8 protein-coding genes and 1 riboswitch are annotated in these 19,391 nt (G+C 40.2%); of the genes, 7 read left to right on the top strand and 1 reads right to left on the bottom strand.

What is annotated here, in order from left to right; translation table 11 throughout:
- Positions 1-62 precede the first annotated feature (62 nt).
- The 7 genes from V7K30_RS26850 (at position 63) to V7K30_RS26820 (ending at position 17,930) form a co-directional block, all read left to right on the top strand.
- Positions 63-7,778: an amino acid adenylation domain-containing protein gene (locus V7K30_RS26850; RefSeq protein WP_335004543.1), complete on the top strand. Its 7,716-nt coding sequence runs from the start codon at positions 63-65 to the stop codon at positions 7,776-7,778.
- A gap of 53 nt (positions 7,779-7,831) precedes the next feature.
- Positions 7,832-8,092, top strand: a complete 261-nt coding sequence (locus tag V7K30_RS26845) for a hypothetical protein (protein WP_335004541.1) — start codon at positions 7,832-7,834, stop codon at positions 8,090-8,092.
- Complete coding sequence (locus V7K30_RS26840; protein WP_335004539.1) at positions 8,079-12,272, top strand: non-ribosomal peptide synthetase; 4,194 nt, start codon at positions 8,079-8,081, stop codon at positions 12,270-12,272. The genes V7K30_RS26845 and V7K30_RS26840 overlap by 14 nt, the downstream gene beginning before the upstream one ends.
- A gap of 53 nt (positions 12,273-12,325) precedes the next feature.
- Positions 12,326-13,504, top strand: a complete 1,179-nt coding sequence (locus tag V7K30_RS26835) for a 2-isopropylmalate synthase (RefSeq protein ID WP_335004537.1) — start codon at positions 12,326-12,328, stop codon at positions 13,502-13,504.
- Positions 13,505-13,708: 204 nt separating this feature from the next.
- The gene (locus V7K30_RS26830; RefSeq protein WP_335004535.1) at positions 13,709-15,736 is read left to right on the top strand and encodes an ABC transporter ATP-binding protein/permease; all 2,028 of its coding nucleotides are present in this window, start codon (positions 13,709-13,711) and stop codon (positions 15,734-15,736) included.
- A gap of 30 nt (positions 15,737-15,766) precedes the next feature.
- Positions 15,767-17,443, top strand: a complete 1,677-nt coding sequence (locus V7K30_RS26825; RefSeq protein ID WP_335004533.1) for a GUN4 domain-containing protein — start codon at positions 15,767-15,769, stop codon at positions 17,441-17,443.
- Between the two features lie 64 nt (positions 17,444-17,507).
- Complete coding sequence (locus tag V7K30_RS26820; protein WP_335004531.1) at positions 17,508-17,930, top strand: hypothetical protein; 423 nt, start codon at positions 17,508-17,510, stop codon at positions 17,928-17,930.
- A gap of 518 nt (positions 17,931-18,448) precedes the next feature.
- On the opposite strand, the gene V7K30_RS26815 is transcribed toward V7K30_RS26820, so the two are convergent.
- Positions 18,449-18,829 (bottom strand): DUF1636 domain-containing protein, encoded by a 381-nt coding sequence (locus tag V7K30_RS26815; RefSeq protein ID WP_335004529.1) that lies wholly within the window; start codon positions 18,827-18,829, stop codon positions 18,449-18,451.
- Between the two features lie 305 nt (positions 18,830-19,134).
- Positions 19,135-19,277, bottom strand: a riboswitch (cobalamin riboswitch).
- Between the last annotated feature and the right edge of the window lie 114 nt (positions 19,278-19,391).

Raw genomic sequence — 19,391 nt, 5'->3', positions numbered from 1 at the left:
TTTTTATCTCTCTGTGTCTCTATGGTTCGATTAAAAAAAACTAATTTTCAACAACAATTATTATGAGCGATATACTAAAACGTCTAGAAGCCCTTTCACCAGAAAAGCGAGAATTAGTTCTACAAAAACTGAAAAAGCAACAGCAATCTCCACAAAATAATGGCAGGCTAACTCCGCCCCTAACACCCGTATCGAGAGAGCAACCACTTCCCCTCTCCTTTGCCCAACAAAGACTCTGGTTTCTCGACCAACTAGAAGGCGAAAATTGTGTCTACAATGTCCCGTTTTTCTGGGAGATTAACGGATTTCTGAATAGAAGTGCCTTAGAACAAGCCATAACAGCAATTGTTCAACGTCATGAAGTGCTACGTACCACTTTCTCATTTGTCGATGAGTCACCGATACAGATAATCCACGCTCATCCTCAACTGACAATGCAAGTAGTAGACTGGCGACAATTGACTGAAGAAAATCAGTTAAGCAAAGCGCAGCAATTAGCGACAGAAGAATTGCAACAGCCCTTTGACTTATCAAACCCACCTTTGCTGCGGGTAAAGTTGTTGCAACTGACTGACCAATCCCATCTATTGTTGCTCGTCATCCATCATATCGTTTGTGATGGCTGGTCGATGGATATATTCCGCCGTGAATTGTTCAGCTTTTATACCGCATTTTGCGCCGGAGAACTTTCTCCCTTAACTGAATTACCGCTGCAATATGCCGATTTCGCCCACTGGCAAAGACAATGGCTACAGGGAAAAGGACTCGAAACTCAACTCAATTACTGGCAAAAACAATTAGCTGAAGTTCCGCCTCTGCTAGAATTGCCCACAGATAGAACCCGCCCATCAGTTCAAAGTTTTAGAGGGCGTAGCGAGTTTGGGAAACTCAATCAGGATTTAACACAGAAGTTGAAGCGTTTGAGTCAGGAGTCAGGAACTACTCTGTTTATGACCTTACTGACGGCATTTACCCTGTTACTTTCGCGCTACAGTGGACAGGAGGATATTGTAGTTGGTTCTGCGATCGCTAATCGCAATCGTCGTGAAACAGAATCATTGATTGGCTTTTTTGTCAATACCCTAGCATTACGTACCAATCTGCAAGGAAATTCAACTTTCTTAGAATTACTTGAACGAGTGAAACAAGTAACCCTCGATGCTTATGACCATCAAGATTTACCCTTTGAGAAACTAGTCGATGAATTGGGATTAGAGCGATCGCTTTCTCATCATCCCCTATTTCAAGTGGCTTTTAGCTTGCAAAATGAAACTCAGCAGCAACTAGAAACCAATGGATTAACCCTTACCCGTTTCACATGGGAAAACACCACAACTCTGTTTGATTTGTCGCTGATTTTTCGAGAAACGCCCCAAGGGTTAACAGGAGAATGGGAATATGCCACCGATTTGTTTGCAGCCAAAACTATCCAAAGGATGGCGGGACATTTTGCAGTTTTACTTCAAGGAATTGTCGATAATCCGCAACAACGCATCTATACTCTACCGTTGATTACAGAGGACGAACGTCAGCAACTGCAAATTTGGAATCAAACTCAAGTAGTTTATCCCCTCAATCAAACTTTGGTTGAATTGTTTGAAACTCAAGTTGCCAAAAACCCTGATAATCTTGCTTTGGTGTTTGAATCCCAAAGCTTAACTTACCAACAATTTAATCAAAAAGCCAACCAAGTAGCTCATTATTTAATTCAAAATCACCAAATTAAGCCAGACACTTTAATTGGTATCTGCGTTGAACGGTCTTTAGAAATGATTATTGGTGTACTCGGTATCCTGAAAGCGGGTGCTGCTTATGTGCCAATTGACCCCAATTATCCCAAAGACCGGATTGAGTTCATGTTAGAAGACTCTGGGACATCGGTGTTGCTAACCCAAAGTCACCTCAAAGAGCAATTACCCCTAAATAAACTGAAACACCAGATCATTTGTTTAGATCGGGAAACTTTTAATTCGGCGTTAACAGATAATCCCAATCCTCAAAGTAAACCTGATAATTTAGCTTATATAATTTATACCTCTGGTTCAACGGGACGACCCAAAGGGGTAATGATTGAGCATCGTGCAATTGTCAATCTAGCTTTAGCTTGGGCTGAAACTTTTGAAGTTAAAAACCACAGTCGTTGGCTTCAGTTTGGGTCTTTTAGTTTCGATTTATCTATTGGTGAAATTGCCACGGCTCTGTCCACAGGTGCTTGTTTGTATTTAGCGAAGAAAGAAACTTTGTTACCTAGTCAAACCTTGGTGGACTTGTTGCGCGATCGCAAAATTTCCCATTTCACGTTACCTCCTTCCGCCTTATCTGTATTACCTCAAGCCTCATTACCTGATTTGCAAGCCGTAATCGTTGGTGGTGAAGCTTGTGCAGCAGAATTGGTGGCACAGTGGGGAACAAAACGACGTTTTTTCAACTGCTATGGGCCAACGGAATCGACGGTTATCGCCAGTATATCTAGTTGCGAACTGAATGGGAAAAAACCCTCCATTGGGCAACCGTTATCTAATATCCGTATCTATATTTTAGATGCTCACCATCAACCATTACCCCCAGGAATAACTGGAGAATTGTGCATTGCGGGAGTAGGTTTGGCACGAGGCTATCTCAACCGTCCCGATTTAACCGCCGAAAAATTTATTGAAGTGGAATTATTTGGCAAAACTGAGCGAATTTACAAAACTGGCGACTTGGCAAGATGGGGTTTTGATGGCAACCTTGAGTATCTGGGCCGCATTGATGCTCAAGTTAAATTACGGGGCTTTAGGATTGAACTTGGGGAAATTGAATCGCTATTATTGCAACACACTTTAGTGAAAGAAGCGGTTGTTATTTTATCTGAAACTGATAATAATCCCAGGTTAGTAGCATATCTCACGGCGGCAGAAAAATCCGTCAATTTAGGGGGTAAACTCAAAGATTACCTGAAAATTCGCCTCCCGAATTATATGGTTCCTAGCCAGATTATGGTATTGGATCAGTTGCCCCTTACCTCTAACGGTAAGCTAGATCGTAGAGCATTACCAACACCAGATACAGCCACTTCCACTAACTTTGAAATGCCAGTTACACCAACTGAAGAACTGCTGGCTAGCTTATGGCAAACTCTCCTGAAAGCTAAGTCTGTTGGTCGCCAAGATAACTTCTTTGAATTGGGGGGACATTCCCTGTTAGCAACCCAATTAGTTGCCCGCATTCGTGACATTTTTAGAGTAGAAATGCCTGTCCGCAAGGTATTTGAGCAGAGTGTTTTGTCTGAGTTGGCAACAGAAATTGACAAAGCCGCTGGCGCGATCGCGCTACCACCCATCACACCACAACCTGAAAATACTCCCAAAACTCTGTCCTTTGCTCAATCAAGACTCTGGTTTTTAGCCCAACTTGAAGGCACTGGAACCTCGGCTACCTACAATATGTCAACAGCCCTGCAACTTGACGGCAAGTTGAATATAGAAGGGTTGCGTGCAAGTTTTGATTATCTCCTCGAACGCCATGCCATTCTACGTACCTACTTTCCTGCACTGGAGGGAGAGGCGCAAGTAGTTGGACAAAATCCAGAGGATATAGAAGTGCTGGCGATTGCAGACTTCCGAGAACTTGATCCCCAAACTCAAGCAGAAACCATACAACGGTTAGCCGATACTCATGCCCAAGAACCCTTTGACTTAAATACTGGCCCTTTGTTCAAAGCAAAACTGCTGCAACTTAGCGAACAGAAAAATGTGCTGCTCATTAATATGCACCACATTATTAGTGATGGCTGGTCAATGGGAGTGTTTAAGCGCGAATGGGAACAGGCTTATTCTGCTTTTGCTGCGGGATATGCTCCGAATTTGTCACCGTTGCCGATTCAGTATAGTGATTATGCAGCTTGGCAGCGCAGTTGGTTACAAGGGGAGATTTTAGAAAATCAGGAAAATTACTGGAAACAACAACTAGGCGATGCTCCTCGATTGCTGGATTTGCCTACCGATCATCCCCGTCCAGCGCAACAAAGTTACCAAGGTGGGCGTGAAGAATATCGTTTGAGCAATGAACTGACTCAGAGACTTAAAGCTATTAGTCAACAACAGGGAGTTAGTTTGTTTATGACCCTGTTAACGGCTTTTAGTATCTTACTATCTCGTTACAGTCGTCAAGAAGATTTATGTATTGGTTCTGCGATCGCTAACCGCACCCATAGCTACACAGAAGGATTAATCGGCTTTTTTGTTAATACCTTAGTATTACGGAGCAAGGTTAAGCCAGAGATAGGATTTAGTGAGTTACTCCAACAAACCCGCCAAACTTGCTTAGATGCATACTCTCATCAAGATATTCCCTTTGAGTATTTGGTAGAACAGTTACAACCAGAACGCAGTCTGAGCCATAATCCCTTATTCCAAGTGATGATGGTATTGCAAAATACTCAAGAAGCAGGGAAAAATGTTAGTTTACCAGGGCTTGATATTCAATACTTGGAGCAAAGTTTACCGTTTGCCAAGTTTGACCTAACACTGGATTTTTGCGAAAGGGGCGACCAACTGCATTGTATGTGGGAATATGCCACAGATTTATTTGAAGCAGAAACGATTCAACGCATGGCGGGACATTTTGAAGTCTTGCTCGAAGCGATCGCAAAAAATCCCCAACAGCCTATCAGCAACCTGCCTCTGATGACAACAGCAGAAATCCAACAACTGCGAACCTGGAATCAAACCAATATCGATTATTCTCAAGACCAGACGCTGACGACTCTGTTTGAACAACAGGTAGCAAAAACGCCCGATAACATTGCGGTAGTGTTTGAAGATTGCAGCCTTAGTTATCAAGAACTTAACCAAAAAGCCAATCAGCTAGCGCATTATTTGTTGGAACTCAAAAGAGAACAACAATTACCTGATAATCCATTGATAGCTATTTGCGTCGAGCGATCGCTCTCAATGCTCATCGGTATATTTGGTATCCTCAAAGCAGGTGGGGCTTATGTGCCGATTGATCCGAGTTATCCCCGTGATCGCATTCATTTAATCCTCGAAGATAGTAATACAGAAGCATTACTAACAACAAAGCTTATTCAAAAGCAACTTCCCCTAGAAAAACTAAAAAATCCCTGTCAAGTAGTGTTTCTGGAAAAAGAAACATGGGCTGATCAGCCAACGGACAACCCCAACTCGCAAAGTAGCCCTGATGATTTGGCTTATGTGATTTATACTTCTGGTTCCACAGGGCGACCTAAAGGTGTTGCCATTGCACAATATAGCCCGATAGCTTTGGTAAAATGGGCGCATTCAGTCTACAGTGCAGAACAGCTTGCAGGTGTCTTAGCATCAACCTCAATTTGTTTCGATCTCTCCATTTTTGAAATTTTTGTCCCACTGACTCAAGGTGGTAGTGTGATTGTGGTAGAAAATGCACTCTACATTGAGCAAGCACGCAACAGTATTTTGCCGATGACCTTGATTAATACTGTGCCGAGTGCTGCTGCGGAACTGCTCAATATGAATGCTATTCCGGCAAGTGTTCAAATCATCAACTTAGCTGGCGAACCATTAAAAAATCGTCTGGTACAGGCTTTATATCAAACCACATCAGTAACGGGGGTTTATAACCTCTATGGCCCTTCTGAAGACACAACTTACTCGACTTTTACGAAAGTTGCCAAAAATGCCCAGCATGAACCAACTATCGGTAAAGCGATCGCTAATACCCGCATCTATATTCTAGATAGCTACAACCAACCTCTTCCCCCAGGAATACCAGGGGAACTCTGCATTGCAGGTGCGGGTTTAGCACAGGGCTATTTGAATCGTCCCGATCTCAGTACTGAAAAATTCATTGATCTCAAACTGTTCAACCAAACTGAGCGGATTTATAAAACTGGCGATTTAGCTCGTTGGCTACCTGACGGCAATTTACAATACTTGGGTCGCATTGATCACCAAGTCAAACTTCGTGGTTTCCGCATTGAATTAGGTGAAATTGAAGCAACTTTAGTCAAACATCCAAAAATTCAGGAAGCGGTTGTCATTGTTCGGGAAGAAACTGATCTCGATCAACGTCTGGTAGCTTATATCGTCCCCACAGCGACAGATGAACACACAAGCCAAGGTGAACAAGTAGAATTGTGGGAACAAGTTTTTAATAATAGCTACTCTCAAGAACAAGCCTCAACCGATGACCCAACTCTCAATCTAGCCGGTTGGAATGATAGCTATACAGGAGAAGCAATTCCCCAAGTGGCAATGCAGGAATGGCGAGATACAACAGTTGCCCAAATTCTAGAACTTAAACCCAAACGAATCTGGGAAATCGGTTGCGGGACAGGGATGTTATTGTTTAAAATTGCGCCCCATTGTCAGCATTATCTAGGTACAGATTTTTCATCTGAAGCATTACAGTATATTGAGCAATATCTAAAACAGCAGTCTCTCAACGACAGAGTTACTTTAAAAACTAGTGCAGCCAACCAGTTTGATGGTATTGAGACAAATGCTTACGACTTGGTAATTATAAATTCTGTTATCCAGTATTTTCCCTCTCTGGATTACTTTTTACAAGTATTGGAAGGGGCTGTTAAAACTGTGACAACTCAAGGAGCGATCTTTATTGGGGATGTGCGAAATCTCCATTTACTAGAGGCTTTTCACACAGCAGTCGAGTTTTATAATGCTCCCGATGAGTTGTCAATTAAGGACTTGCGTCAACAGATTAAAAAAAGCATTGACACCGAAGGCGAATTACTAATTGATCCTGATTTCTTTATTGTCCTAAAACAAAGATTTCCTCGGATTAGTCATGTACAAATCCAATTGAAACAGGGTTATGCTCAAACGGAAATGAGCCGTTTTCGTTATGACGTTGTTTTATACTTGGATCAGATAGATAATTCCGTCGCTGAACCAGAGTGGTTAGATTGGCAAACTGAGCAACTGAATCTGCAAACAATCGAGAAAATTTTAACAACTCAAGAACCAGATTTACTAGGCATTAAGAATATTCCGAATGCGCGTTTAAGTTCCGAAATAGCGCTGTTAAAACAAATTGCTCAATTAGATGGTACTGTTACAGACTTAAAAGCGGCAGTTACCCAAGCCAAATTAGGGATAGAACCGGAAGCCTTCCGAACTTTAGCGCGAGATTTGCCCTATACCCTTTTCATCCAATATAACCCCACAGGTTTTTCCGATTACGATGTTGTTTTTCAAAAGAATATCCCCGGACAAGCAATATTGCCAAGATTTGCTCAGGGTAAAAATTTGCGGCTGAAACCCTGGCAACATTATGCAAATCAACCGTTGCAATATCGCACCAATCAAGTTGATCCAGCCTTATTAGATGAATGGCGAGATTTTCTGGGCAAAACTCTCCCCGATTATATGATTCCTAGCCATTTCACTGTCTTAGAAAAACTGCCACTAACACCAAATGGAAAAGTAGACCGTAAAGCTTTACCTGCATTAAATGCAATTGTTTCATCAACAGACATTGAATTGCCTTTAACCTCGACAGAAAAATTGCTTGTCGAATTGTGGGCGAAGCTGCTTAAATATGAAGCGATTGCCCGACATGATAACTTCTTCAACTTAGGGGGACATTCATTATTAGCAACCCAACTGATTGCCCGTATCCGTGATAAATTCAAGGTGGAAATGCCCCTACGGAAGGTATTTGAATTCCCTATCATCAGTGAATTAGCGAATTATCTTGACACCTGTATTTGGGTTAATTCCAATGATGAAAGTATACAGCCTCTCAACTCAAACGAAGAGGAAATCGAATTTTAAAGTACTACGGTTTAAAACACGTCCTCAAGTAAAATTTATCTTTAACTTAACCTATGATTGCCTTATCTGATTCCATTTGTCTCACTCTCGAAGCATATCTGCAAATAGAAGAAAAAAGCAACATCAAACCCGAATATATTGATGGGCAAGTTTACGCAATTGCGGGAACAACTGACACCCATAACACCATTGGACTAAATCTCCCTTTATTGATTGTAAAAACTCTCAGACACTTACTGTTTACTCTTCAAAGTTCCTTCCTCGTATCGACAGTCAACTTTGATTGTGTCCAACTAAATTATGAAAAAAAATGAGCAAGTAGTTTCTTTAATGCTTCGTTTGCAAAACATAGGATGCCGAATTTGGGCTGAAGATGATAAGTTACGGCTTCGTACAACCAAAAATGCCTTAACAACTGAACTAAAGCAGGAAATTCAAACCAACAAAGCAGATATATTAGCATTCTTAAATTCTGCTAGAGCCATATCTGTCATGGCAGAAGAAATTCCGACCTTACCAGATGATGCCCCTAAACCTCTTTCCTTTGCTCAACAACGCCTCTGGCTTTTAGCGCAACTCCAAGGCCCATCAGCTAGTTACAATATGCCGATGGCTTTACAACTGGATGGAAACCTCAATATTGATGCTTTGCATTCTAGTTTGGCTTATCTGCTTAACCGTCATGCCAGTCTGAGGATGTATTTTCCTACAGTGGCGGGACAACCTCAAATTGCGATCCAAAATTTAGATGACATCGAAGTTTTAACGATACAAAACTGGCGAAACCTTGATGAATATCCCCAGTCCCCAACCGTTCGGCGTTTTATCGATACTCATGTTCAAGAACCGTTTGACTTAAATACTGCTCCTTTGTTTAAAGCAAAACTGCTGCAACTGAAGGAGCAAAAATACGTGCTGCTCATCAATATGCACCACATTATTAGTGACGGCTGGTCGATGGGGGTATTTGTCCGTGAGTTACGACAAGTTTATACCGCCTTTGCCCAAGATCAGACCCCAAACCTTGCACCATTGCCTATTCAATACAGCGACTACGCAAACTGGCAACGAAATTGGTTACAAGGCGAAGTATTAGAAACCCAGATCAACTACTGGAAAAATCAACTCAGCGATGCTCCCCCATTACTGGAATTACCTACCGATTATCCCCGTCCAGCATTGCAAAGCTACCGAGGCGATCGCTCAACCTACTCCTTACCGCCTGACTTAACTCTTGCCATTAAAACTTTAAGTCAACAGCAAGGGGCAAGTTTGTTTATGACTTTGTTGGCGGCTTTCAGTGTTCTGCTTTCTCGTTACAGTCGTCAAGACGACTTATGTATTGGTTCTCCGATCGCTAACCGCACCCATAGCTATACAGAAGGGTTAATTGGCTTTTTTGTCAATACCTTGATATTGCGTAACCAAATCAAGCCGGAACAAAGCTTTATTGAGTTCCTGCAACAAACTCGCCAAACTTGTTTAGATGCATACTCTCATCAAGACATTCCCTTTGAGTATCTGGTAGAACAGTTGCAACCAGAACGCAGTATGAGTCATAACCCCTTATTCCAGGTGATGTTAGCACTGGAAAATAATGAAAGTCCCGATCTAAGTTTGCCAGGACTAGAGATTGAATGGCTTCCATTAACTTATCCGTTTGCTAAGTTTGACCTAGCACTTCTGGTCATACAATCTGATAACCAATTAAATTTAACTTGGGAATACGCTACCGATCTCTTTGAGAAAAGTACTATCCAAAGGATGGCGGAACAGTTTGAAGTTTTGCTGAAGGGAATTGTCGATAACTCTGGGCAACCTATCAATACTCTGCCTTTGATGACAGCGCCCGAACTTCTGCAACTACAACGCTGGAATCGAACTCAAAGTGACTATCCCCACGATAAAACTCTAGTTGAGATATTTGAACAACAAGTTGCTAAAAACCCTAATCATCTTGCTTTGGTGTTTGAATCCCAAAGCCTAACTTATCAGCAACTTAATCAAAAAGCGAATCAACTCGCTCATTATCTAATTCAAAATCACCAAATTAAGCCAGACACTTTAATTGGTATCTGTGTTGAACGATCTTTAGAAATGATTATTGGTTTACTCGGTATCCTGAAAGCAGGTGGTGCTTATGTGCCCATTGATCCCAATTATCCTCAAGAGCGGATTGGGTTCATGTTAGAAGATTCTGGGACATCGGTGTTGCTGACCCAAAGTTTCCTATTAGACCAATTACCCCTAGCTAACCTCAAAAACCCCTGTCAGGTAATTTGTTTGGATGAGGAAACTTTTGCCGAAAGATTAAAAGAAAATCCTAGTCCCCAAAGTACGCCTAATGATTTGGCTTATGTGATTTATACCTCTGGTTCGACGGGACGACCCAAAGGAGTGATGATTGAACACCGCGCAATTGTCAATCTCAGCTTGGCCTGGGCTGAAACTTTTCAAGTTCAACACCACAGCCGTTTGCTTCAGTTTGGTTCTTTTAGTTTTGATCTATCTGTTGCTGAAATTGCTACTACCTTCGTCACTGGTGCTTGCTTGTATCTTGCTAGGAAAGAAACTTTGTTACCCAGTCAAATCTTAGTTGACTTCTTAACTCATCATAAAATTTCCCATAGCTTTTTATCTCCTTCGGCCTTATCTGTTTTACCTCAAGCGACCTTACCCGATTTGCAATGTCTAACCGTTGGTGGCGAAGCTTGTCCAGCAGAATTGGTGGCACAGTGGGGAACGGGACGGCGTTTGTTTAATTGCTACGGGCCTACGGAATCTACAGTTAATGCTGCGATCGCACTTTGTCATCCTAATGGACAAAAGCCACCCATTGGTCAACCATTATCTAATATCCGCATCTATATATTGGATGCTCACAATCAACCCTTACCCCCTGGCATACCTGGAGAATTGTGCATCGCTGGAGTTGGTTTAGCACGAGGCTATCTCAACCGTCCCGATTTAACCGCCGAAAAATTTATCAACATTGAGTTATTCGGTAAAATTGAGCGAATTTACAAAACTGGCGACTTAGCAAGATGGGGGTTTGATGGAAACCTTGAGTATTTCGATCGCATAGACGATCAGATTAAATTACGGGGTTTTCGGATTGAACTCGGTGAGATTGAATCGATTTTGTTGCAACATCCATCAGTTAAAGAAGCAATTGTCACCTTATATAAAACTGAGAGCAATCAGAGTTTAATTGCCTATCTAACGGGAATCACCAATGATTTGTCTACCCAATTGAAGAATTACCTCAAATCCCGTCTGCCCGATTACATGATACCTGCTCAAATCATCGTATTGGATGAGTTACCTTTAACTCCCAATGGCAAAATTGATCGGAAAGCTTTACCTGCTCAAAATGGTGTAATTGAGGGCTTATATGAACCTGTACGCAACGAAGTCGAAGAACAATTGGCGCAAGTTTGGTCTGCTGTACTCGAACGTCAAGATATTGGGATTCATGATAACTTTTTCGGTTTGGGCGGACATTCTTTATTAGCAATCAAACTGCTCAATAATATTCAACAGATATTTGAGCAACAACTTTCTTTAAGTAGTTTATTTCAGAATCCTACCATTGCTCAACTAGCGGAACAACTTTGTAATACTGAGGTTCAACAGTCCAATCCCGATTTACTTTCACTCCAACCTCAAGGAGATGCAAACCCTCTATTTTTTCTTCCTGGCGCAAACGGACACGGCTTCTATTTTCGAGATTTGGCAATCAATTTAGGAACTAAACGCCCCGTGTATGGATTGGAAACTCCAGGGCGAGACGGCTCTAACCCACTCCCTGAATCAGTAGCAGATCATGCGAGTCAACTGATTTCTATATTGCGTCAACAACAAGCCAAGAGTCCATACATATTAGTAGGATACTCTTCAGGTTGTGCCGTTGCTTTTGAAATAGCTTCCCAACTCGAACAGCAAGGTGAAACGGTGGATTTACTAGCTATCTTGGACGCTGGACTAGTTTCTAAGCCTGAGTATTTAACTAATAGAACAGATATTGATTGGATTTGGCAATCGATTCAACGGATTGAAGCTTTAAAGGGAGTTTCTTTAGGACTCGAATACGATGATTTAGCCGCTCAAAGCGATGACCAAGGCAGGTGGAATCTGGCCGCAGAATATTTGTACCGATATAATATCCTCCCAGAACACTCAACTATTTCCTTACTCAAAACCAATCTAAAAGTGATGAAAGTGCTAACGCTCAATTACGCAAATTATCAGCCTACTCATCCAATTTCTGCACCCATTGTTTTATTCCGCGCTCAAGAAGTTAAGGAGATTGTTGTGCAAGAACTCCAAGCTTTTTCTGATTACGATTTACCTGATTGGGGATGGCAGGCTTATACTCAAAAGCCTGTCAAGGTGATTTCTGTACCTGGAAACCACGGTCAAATGCTTTATGAACCCAATGTCAAACTATTAGCTACACAATTACAAGCCTTGATGGGAGATGGAGCAGAGTAGAGTATTCTGAATCCTTATTTCTCCCACGATAAAATAATTTTGCAAGAGGTCTAATGGAAACACTTCCTATCAAAATTTCTGATGAAACCCTGCGAGATGGAGAACAACAAGCGGGCATTTTCTTCTCTTACCCAACTAAACAAAAACTCGCCCATTTAATTGCCCAAACGGAAGTTGATGGACTAGCCATCATGCCCTGTGTTTGTGAGCAAGAAGAAGAACTAGTCAAATCATTAGTATCAGAGGGATTAGATAGTCTGATTACTGCTTGTACCTTAATGGGAAAGCAGCACATTGATCAAGCCAAAATGTACGGAGTTAAGCGCATCATCCTTTTTTACGGACTTTCTGATCGACTGCTGTTTCTAAGAGATCCTCAGATTCGTCTGTTGAACGAGTTTAAAGGAAAAACTATTGATGACGATATCCCAGCAAAAGTAATCGATAGAATTCGCCAAAACGCCATTGATTTAATTGTCGAAAATTTGCGCTATGCCACTACGGTTGCTGGACTCACTGTAGACTTTGCAGCCGAGGATGCCTCAAGAGCCGATTTTGACTTTTTAGTGCAATGTATCCGCTCCTTTGCCCCTTATACTGAACATTTTATGCTCTGTGATACAGTCGGAGTCCTCAGTCCAGAAAAGAGCTATGTCTGGATTAACGACCTGCTCCAACGGACAACAGGGGTTGCTTTCGGGGTACACTACCACAATGACATGGGCTTGGCTCTCGAAAATACTCTCCAGTCCGTCATCGCCGGAGCGACTTTCGTATCGGGTACATTTTGCGGGATTGGGGAACGAGCTGGAAATGTTGCCATTGAGCAGGTGTTAAATGGGTTGCGAGTCCGTTTTGGAATTGAAGTCAAGGGGATTAACTATGATGCTCTGGCCGCTGTGACTGATTACATTGAGCAATTGGGAGTTCGTCCAGCCGCACCTTACTCTCAAACTGCTCAACGCCACGAATCAGGTATCCATGTCAATTCTTTGTTTTGCGATCCTCAAAGCTATGCTGTTTTCCCTTACAACACCATAGAGGTTCTCTTTGGCAAATGGAGTGGAGTCAGTAATTTCCAATATCTATTTGAAAAGCAACTGCAAAATCCTCAACCAAGGAAGCAATATGAAAAAATGCGCTCAGTGATTAAATCTCTTTCTGTTGAGCAAGAACGCTATTTTACAGCCAAGGAGGTATTGGAGTTATGGAAAAATGGGGTCTTTAAATAATCCATCTTGTCGTGTAGTAGCTCGCTGCTCTCGTAGGATGCAAAAAAATATCTGCAATCTACATCTCATAGCTAAAGCATATAGGCTTTGTTTGCAAATTACTGTAAAAAATCTCAAATAATTGCAAAACAAAGGATGTAGTCAATATAGTAAAATACCAAAGTTATTCAGTCAGCCTCAAGAGCCTTAACTGATTTTTACAACATGCAATCCAAAACTGTTCATAATAAAACCATAACAAAGACTCCTTCGGCTTTTACTCAATTTTGGGAGGATATCAAAGCGATCGCAGCGCCTTACTGGTATCCCACAGAGGCATGGGGTAGAGCATTTTCAGACGTGATTCGTGCATGGGGAATGCTTTTTCTCCTGATATTATTAATCCTCGCACTCGTAGGTGTAACTGCCTTTAATAGCTTCGTAAGTCGCTATTTGCTAGATATCATTATTGAAGATAAAGATTTTACTAAATTTTTTAATACGTTATGGGTTTATGGCGCTGCCCTTGTTTGCGTAACGCTCTTAGTAGGATTTTCTAAATTTATCAGAAAACAGATCGCTCTTGATTGGTACAACTGGCTAAATAATCAGGTTTTAGCAAAATATTTTAGCAATCGTGCTTATTATAAAATAAATTTTAAATCTGATATTGATAACCCAGATCAACGTTTATCCCAAGAAATCGAACCTATTACGCGAAATGCTGTCAGTTTTTCAGCTACTTTCCTAGAAAAAGTGCTGGAAATGGCGACTTTTTTGGTAATTCTCTGGTCAATTTCCCAATTTGTTGCAATTTGTCTAGTTGCTTATACGATCGTAGGCAATGTGATTGCTGTTTACTTGACTCAAGAATTGAATAAAATTACTCAAGAGGAACTCGAATTTAAGGCCGACTACAGTTATGCCCTAACTCATGTTCGGAATCATGCTGAATCGATAGCTTTTTTTCAGGGAGAAAACCAAGAATTAAATATAATTCAACGAAGATTTAGTAATCTTCTAAAAAGTGCTGAACGCAAAATTAATTGGGAGAGAAATAAGGATATTTTTAGCAGAGGATATCAGGCTGTTATCCAAATATTTCCATTTATAGTACTCGGGCCTTTACAGATTAGAGGTGAGATTGATTTTGGACAAGTTGGCCAAGCCAGTTTAGCTTGCAATCTGTTTGCTAATGCTTTGGCAGAATTAATCAATGAATTTGGAACTTCTGGACGATTTTCGAGTTACGTTGAGCGTTTGGGTGAGTTTTCAGATGCGTTAGAATTTGTTACCAAAGAACCAGAGAATGTAAGTACTATTAAAGCAATCGAAGAAAACCGTCTAGCTTTCGAGAATGTCACCTTACAAACACCGAATTATGAACAGGTAATCGTCGAAGACTTATCACTTTCTGTTCAACCTGGAGAAGGTTTATTGATTGTTGGGCCAAGTGGTCGAGGTAAAAGTTCTCTATTGAGAGCGATCGCTGGTTTGTGGAACGCAGGGACTGGTCGTCTGGTGCGACCTCCCCTAAAAGAAGTGTTGTTTTTGCCCCAACGCCCTTACATAATTTTGGGAACTTTGCGAGAACAGTTAATATATCCTAATACAACTCGTAAAATGAGCGATCAAGAACTCGAAGAAATTTTGCAACAAGTTAACTTGCAAAACTTGCTTACCCGCGTCGATGGTTTTGACACAGAAGTTCCTTGGGAGAGTATACTCTCGTTGGGAGAACAACAACGTCTTGCATTCGCACGACTATTAGTTACTCGTCCTAGCTTTACTATATTAGATGAAGCAACAAGTGCTTTAGATTTGAGTAATGAAGGAAATTTATATCAACAGCTACAAGAGACAAAAACAACTTTTATCAGTGTTGGGCATAGAGAAAGTTTGTTTAATTATCATCAATGGGTTTTAGAACTATCACAAGATTCAAGTTGGCAACTTCTTCGCGTACAGGATTATCGACTTCAAAAAGCAAAAGAAGTTGTTACAAATCTTCCCGATAATGCTGAAATCACAATAGATGTTTTACCCAATAATGAATCCCAAAGTCAACCAAAAATATCGCCAGAGATAGACGCGATCGTAGGTCTTTCTCATAAGGAAATCCAGACATTAACAGACTCTAGCATTTACACCATCAGAAGCAAGGCTAGCCTTGGGAAGTCCATTACTACTAAGGATGGCTTTACCTACCGCTATGACAAAGACCCGAAGGTGTTGAAATGGGTAAGAGCTTAACAACTATTTATACTTTTGGATATCAAGGTCATGCTAACTAAACAGCAAAGACAACTAATTACTTACGAAGCTATTTCAATTTACGAACGAACCTATCAATTACCCATCTTAAAAAATCAGGGTGTAAAAACAGTTCAAAAAAAAATTAGAGAACGTCAACAATTAATTAAAGAAGGTGTTCGATATCATCATCAGCTTGGCGGGATAATTAAGCGAAAAGAAGAACTTAGCCAGGGAGAAATTTTTGACGAAATCCAATTATTCATTAAAGACTACAGTCACATTATTGATTTTCTAGAAAATTATAAGGATATTTATCAGAATTTTTTGTTAACCCTTACAGACGACTTGAAAAATTTATTTAAACAAAAATATTTAGAAATAAAAAGTTTAGAAGATGAAAGAATAAAATTAGAGCTAAAAAATCACAAAAATCCGAAAATACTGGATGAGTTAAGGTGGGAAAAGCAAGAAAACTTTAAAGCAGTTTTGCTGTTGAGTAATGCTTATTTTTTAATGTTAGAAAAAATAGGATTGCTTGGTGAAGGAATTAAAAATCTTGCAGAAGATACCAAAAATCAAAAAGAAATTGTTCAGCAAATAGTTAAAGATTTAGAAGTCTATCAAGAGATTTACGAATATCAAAAAAAAGCCTATAAAATTCGTCAAGAAATAGCAAAAATTGCCCATACTGCAATCAATTTTGAAAATTCTTTACAAGATTACTTTAGTCCCTTTCAATCTTTAATAGATGAAGTTGTAAAAGTAGATGAATATTTTTATGCAACTGTTGGAGATATTAAAAATCTAGGAGATAATATTTTAAAGTATCAGTCAAATTTATTTAACCTTGAAGAAACCGAGGCAATTTCTGAAACTTTTCTCGATTTCATGGTGACAAGTTATGATAAAAAAGCCAGATTAAAAGATGCTTTTATTCAATCTCAATTATTAGATTGGCAAATCCATAATTTTGATTTGAGCGAAAATGGCGTCTTTTTAGACAAGGGTATTGATTTAATATCTAACTATATATCCAAGCAACTCACCGATCAAATAAAAGTGCTAGGTATAGCAGAAGTAAATTTTGTCTCTACAGCGCCTCTATCTGCTGTTGAAGAAACAGGATTGATGGGACTAACTAATAATGTTACGTTGACAAAAAAATTTCCTAGCAATAAAGATATTGATTATACCCAATTGCGGGATATCCTGGCGCAGCATAAGTGGAAAGAGGCTGATATTGAAACCACTAAATTAATGCTAAAAGTCATGAGTAAAAATTATTGGAATGAAGTTTATAAGGAAGATATTGATAACTTTTCTTGTCAAGACCTTCACACCATTGATCAACTTTGGGAACAATATAGTTATGGTTATTTTGGCTTCAGTATTCAGCAAACTATCTGGAGCGAAATGGGTGGTCAAGTAGACTATGAAACAGAAAAGAGACTTGGCGATCGCCTTGGTTGGCGAAAAGAGGGAAACTGGTTAGACTATGAACAACTAACTTTTAAATTGTCCCCCATGACACCGATGGGACACCTACCAGCCAAATGGTTACACTATGACCAACATAGCTTTGACTTATCCCCAAAATCATCTACAGAACACCTTTCAATGGGAGCTTGGCGGGTAAGGTCTTGGTTAGTTTGGCAGATGCACTTATTCTTTTCTCGTGCAAAAAATTGTAACGAAACTTTCTGATGCGTTAATCGCACATTTGTTAAAAATAGTAAAAATTAGAGTTAAAGCTAATTTGAGGATATACATGAGTAATAGTAAGCATTCTGATACAGAAATAGAAATTTTACTTTTGGGAAAATGGCGTTTTGATACGTCTTCGGAAAAAATTACTACTGAATTTAAAGATGATATGACTTTTGAGCAAACCAGGGTTCAAATATTGCTTTTCTCTAAACCTAAAGAACTTATAACAGGTAATAAATTTACTGGGGTATGGTATGTAAGTCAAAAAAAATTGTATTTGAATCTTAGAAGTATGCCAAAATCATTTTTTAATTTACAGGTTCCACTAGCTTTTAAGATTTCTCTTGCAGATATGGTAGCTACTTTAGGTTCAGTGTTTATGGCAGAAAATTATGAAGTTGTTAGAATTAATAGTTCTAAATTTCTCATCAAGGATAAAGAGCAATCAATTATTGGGACAAAATTAAATAATACTAGGAAGTAATAGAGCTTGTAAAATCATGAAGCAGGGGAATCTACATTACTTTCTGATTTAACCTGTGCCGATGCATGCATAATCACTAAAGCATTTAAGTATCGTGACAGACTCAGTGCCAACCACAACTGAAAACCCCTATACAACCACCAACTTTTCATCATCACTCCTCAAACACCAGCTTGCTAAACCTGACTTTATTGACACTATTTGCAATGAGCATCTCAAAAAGCAGAGATTGATCATTCAATTTATAGCTGGCGATTGATCGTAGAATTAATGCTAGTTATTAGCAATAATCTTACAGTAACTAGGGCAAGATGCTATGAGAAGTTGGATATTTACCATTTGAGCAATTCAAGAGTTCCGAGAGCCGCCAGAAGCGATCGCTAGCCTTAGATAGAAGAATTCTCACAGATTATCCGAACAATTTAGAATTAGCATCACCTAAAACAAGTGCAGGTTCATGCATTTGCACTTCTTCTACTCCCAGATTTTTAATTCAGCAACCCCTATGTATAGCGGAATTAACTTAGTGGTGGAATTTTTGCTAAAATACCCTTTTTCAAAAGTTCGGGTCGTTCTGACCAAGGCAGTAAACCATCAGGCTTAGTATAATATTGATCTGCACATTGCAGTACAGCAGATGCACAGCCATCAACTGGTAAATCGCCAAAGAGATAGGTTGATTTCCCTTCTGCTGTAAAGGCGATAACACAAGAATGGTTACAAGCACTCATGCATTCAACTCCCTGAATGAGGAATTTATTTCGCAATTCCCAATCTTGTGCAAGTTGTTGAAGCTGTTGTAGTAGTTGTTCACCTTTACTTTCACCAACTCGTTTACCGTCTTGCCACACGCTGGCGCAGGTCGTGCAAACAAATAAAGTATGTTGTTTGTCCAGCATTAATTTTGAAGGTGTAGGATTAAGTCCGAATCGCAGATATGACACTTTGTTGCAGTGGTGCAACTGCAACGTCAGCTATTGAGTAAATTTGGCAGAAATGATGTTGCGAAAGCTTTCACGCCAGCAAAAAACTAGCGTAAATAACAGTTACACCAAAGCGTAATTGCAATGATCAATAAACTGCTTATAATTTCATAGCTATGAGTAGTCCGTGGGGTATCCCTCTGGCACTATGAGAACGTGAAACTGATCTATCGCTGAAATATTTATGGCAATTTTCACCTGTACCTCGCAGATGGGCGTGAGTTTGTCTGTTACTTTCGGCGGGCATTCTGACTTTGAAGCATGAGCTTCATTACAGCTGCGGGACAGCGCCGGATTTACACCGGACTTTCCCCCTTGCGTCTGATGGCTGACCCCCACCAGAACCGAGTTGATATTGGTCTAATAATAGCATGATTATTAATTTCAGCATACTTAAACTGACTCGTTGCGATCGCTACCATTTTTCATCCGCGATGCCTGCGGTGTTCTCGTTGCGATCGCTAACCCGTCTCACTAG

This window comes from Nostoc sp. (assembly GCF_036917655.1).
Lineage (GTDB): Bacteria > Cyanobacteriota > Cyanobacteriia > Cyanobacteriales > Nostocaceae > Nostoc.
Note: the sequence above shows the minus strand (reverse complement) of the source record. Positions and strands in the feature narration are given on the sequence as shown.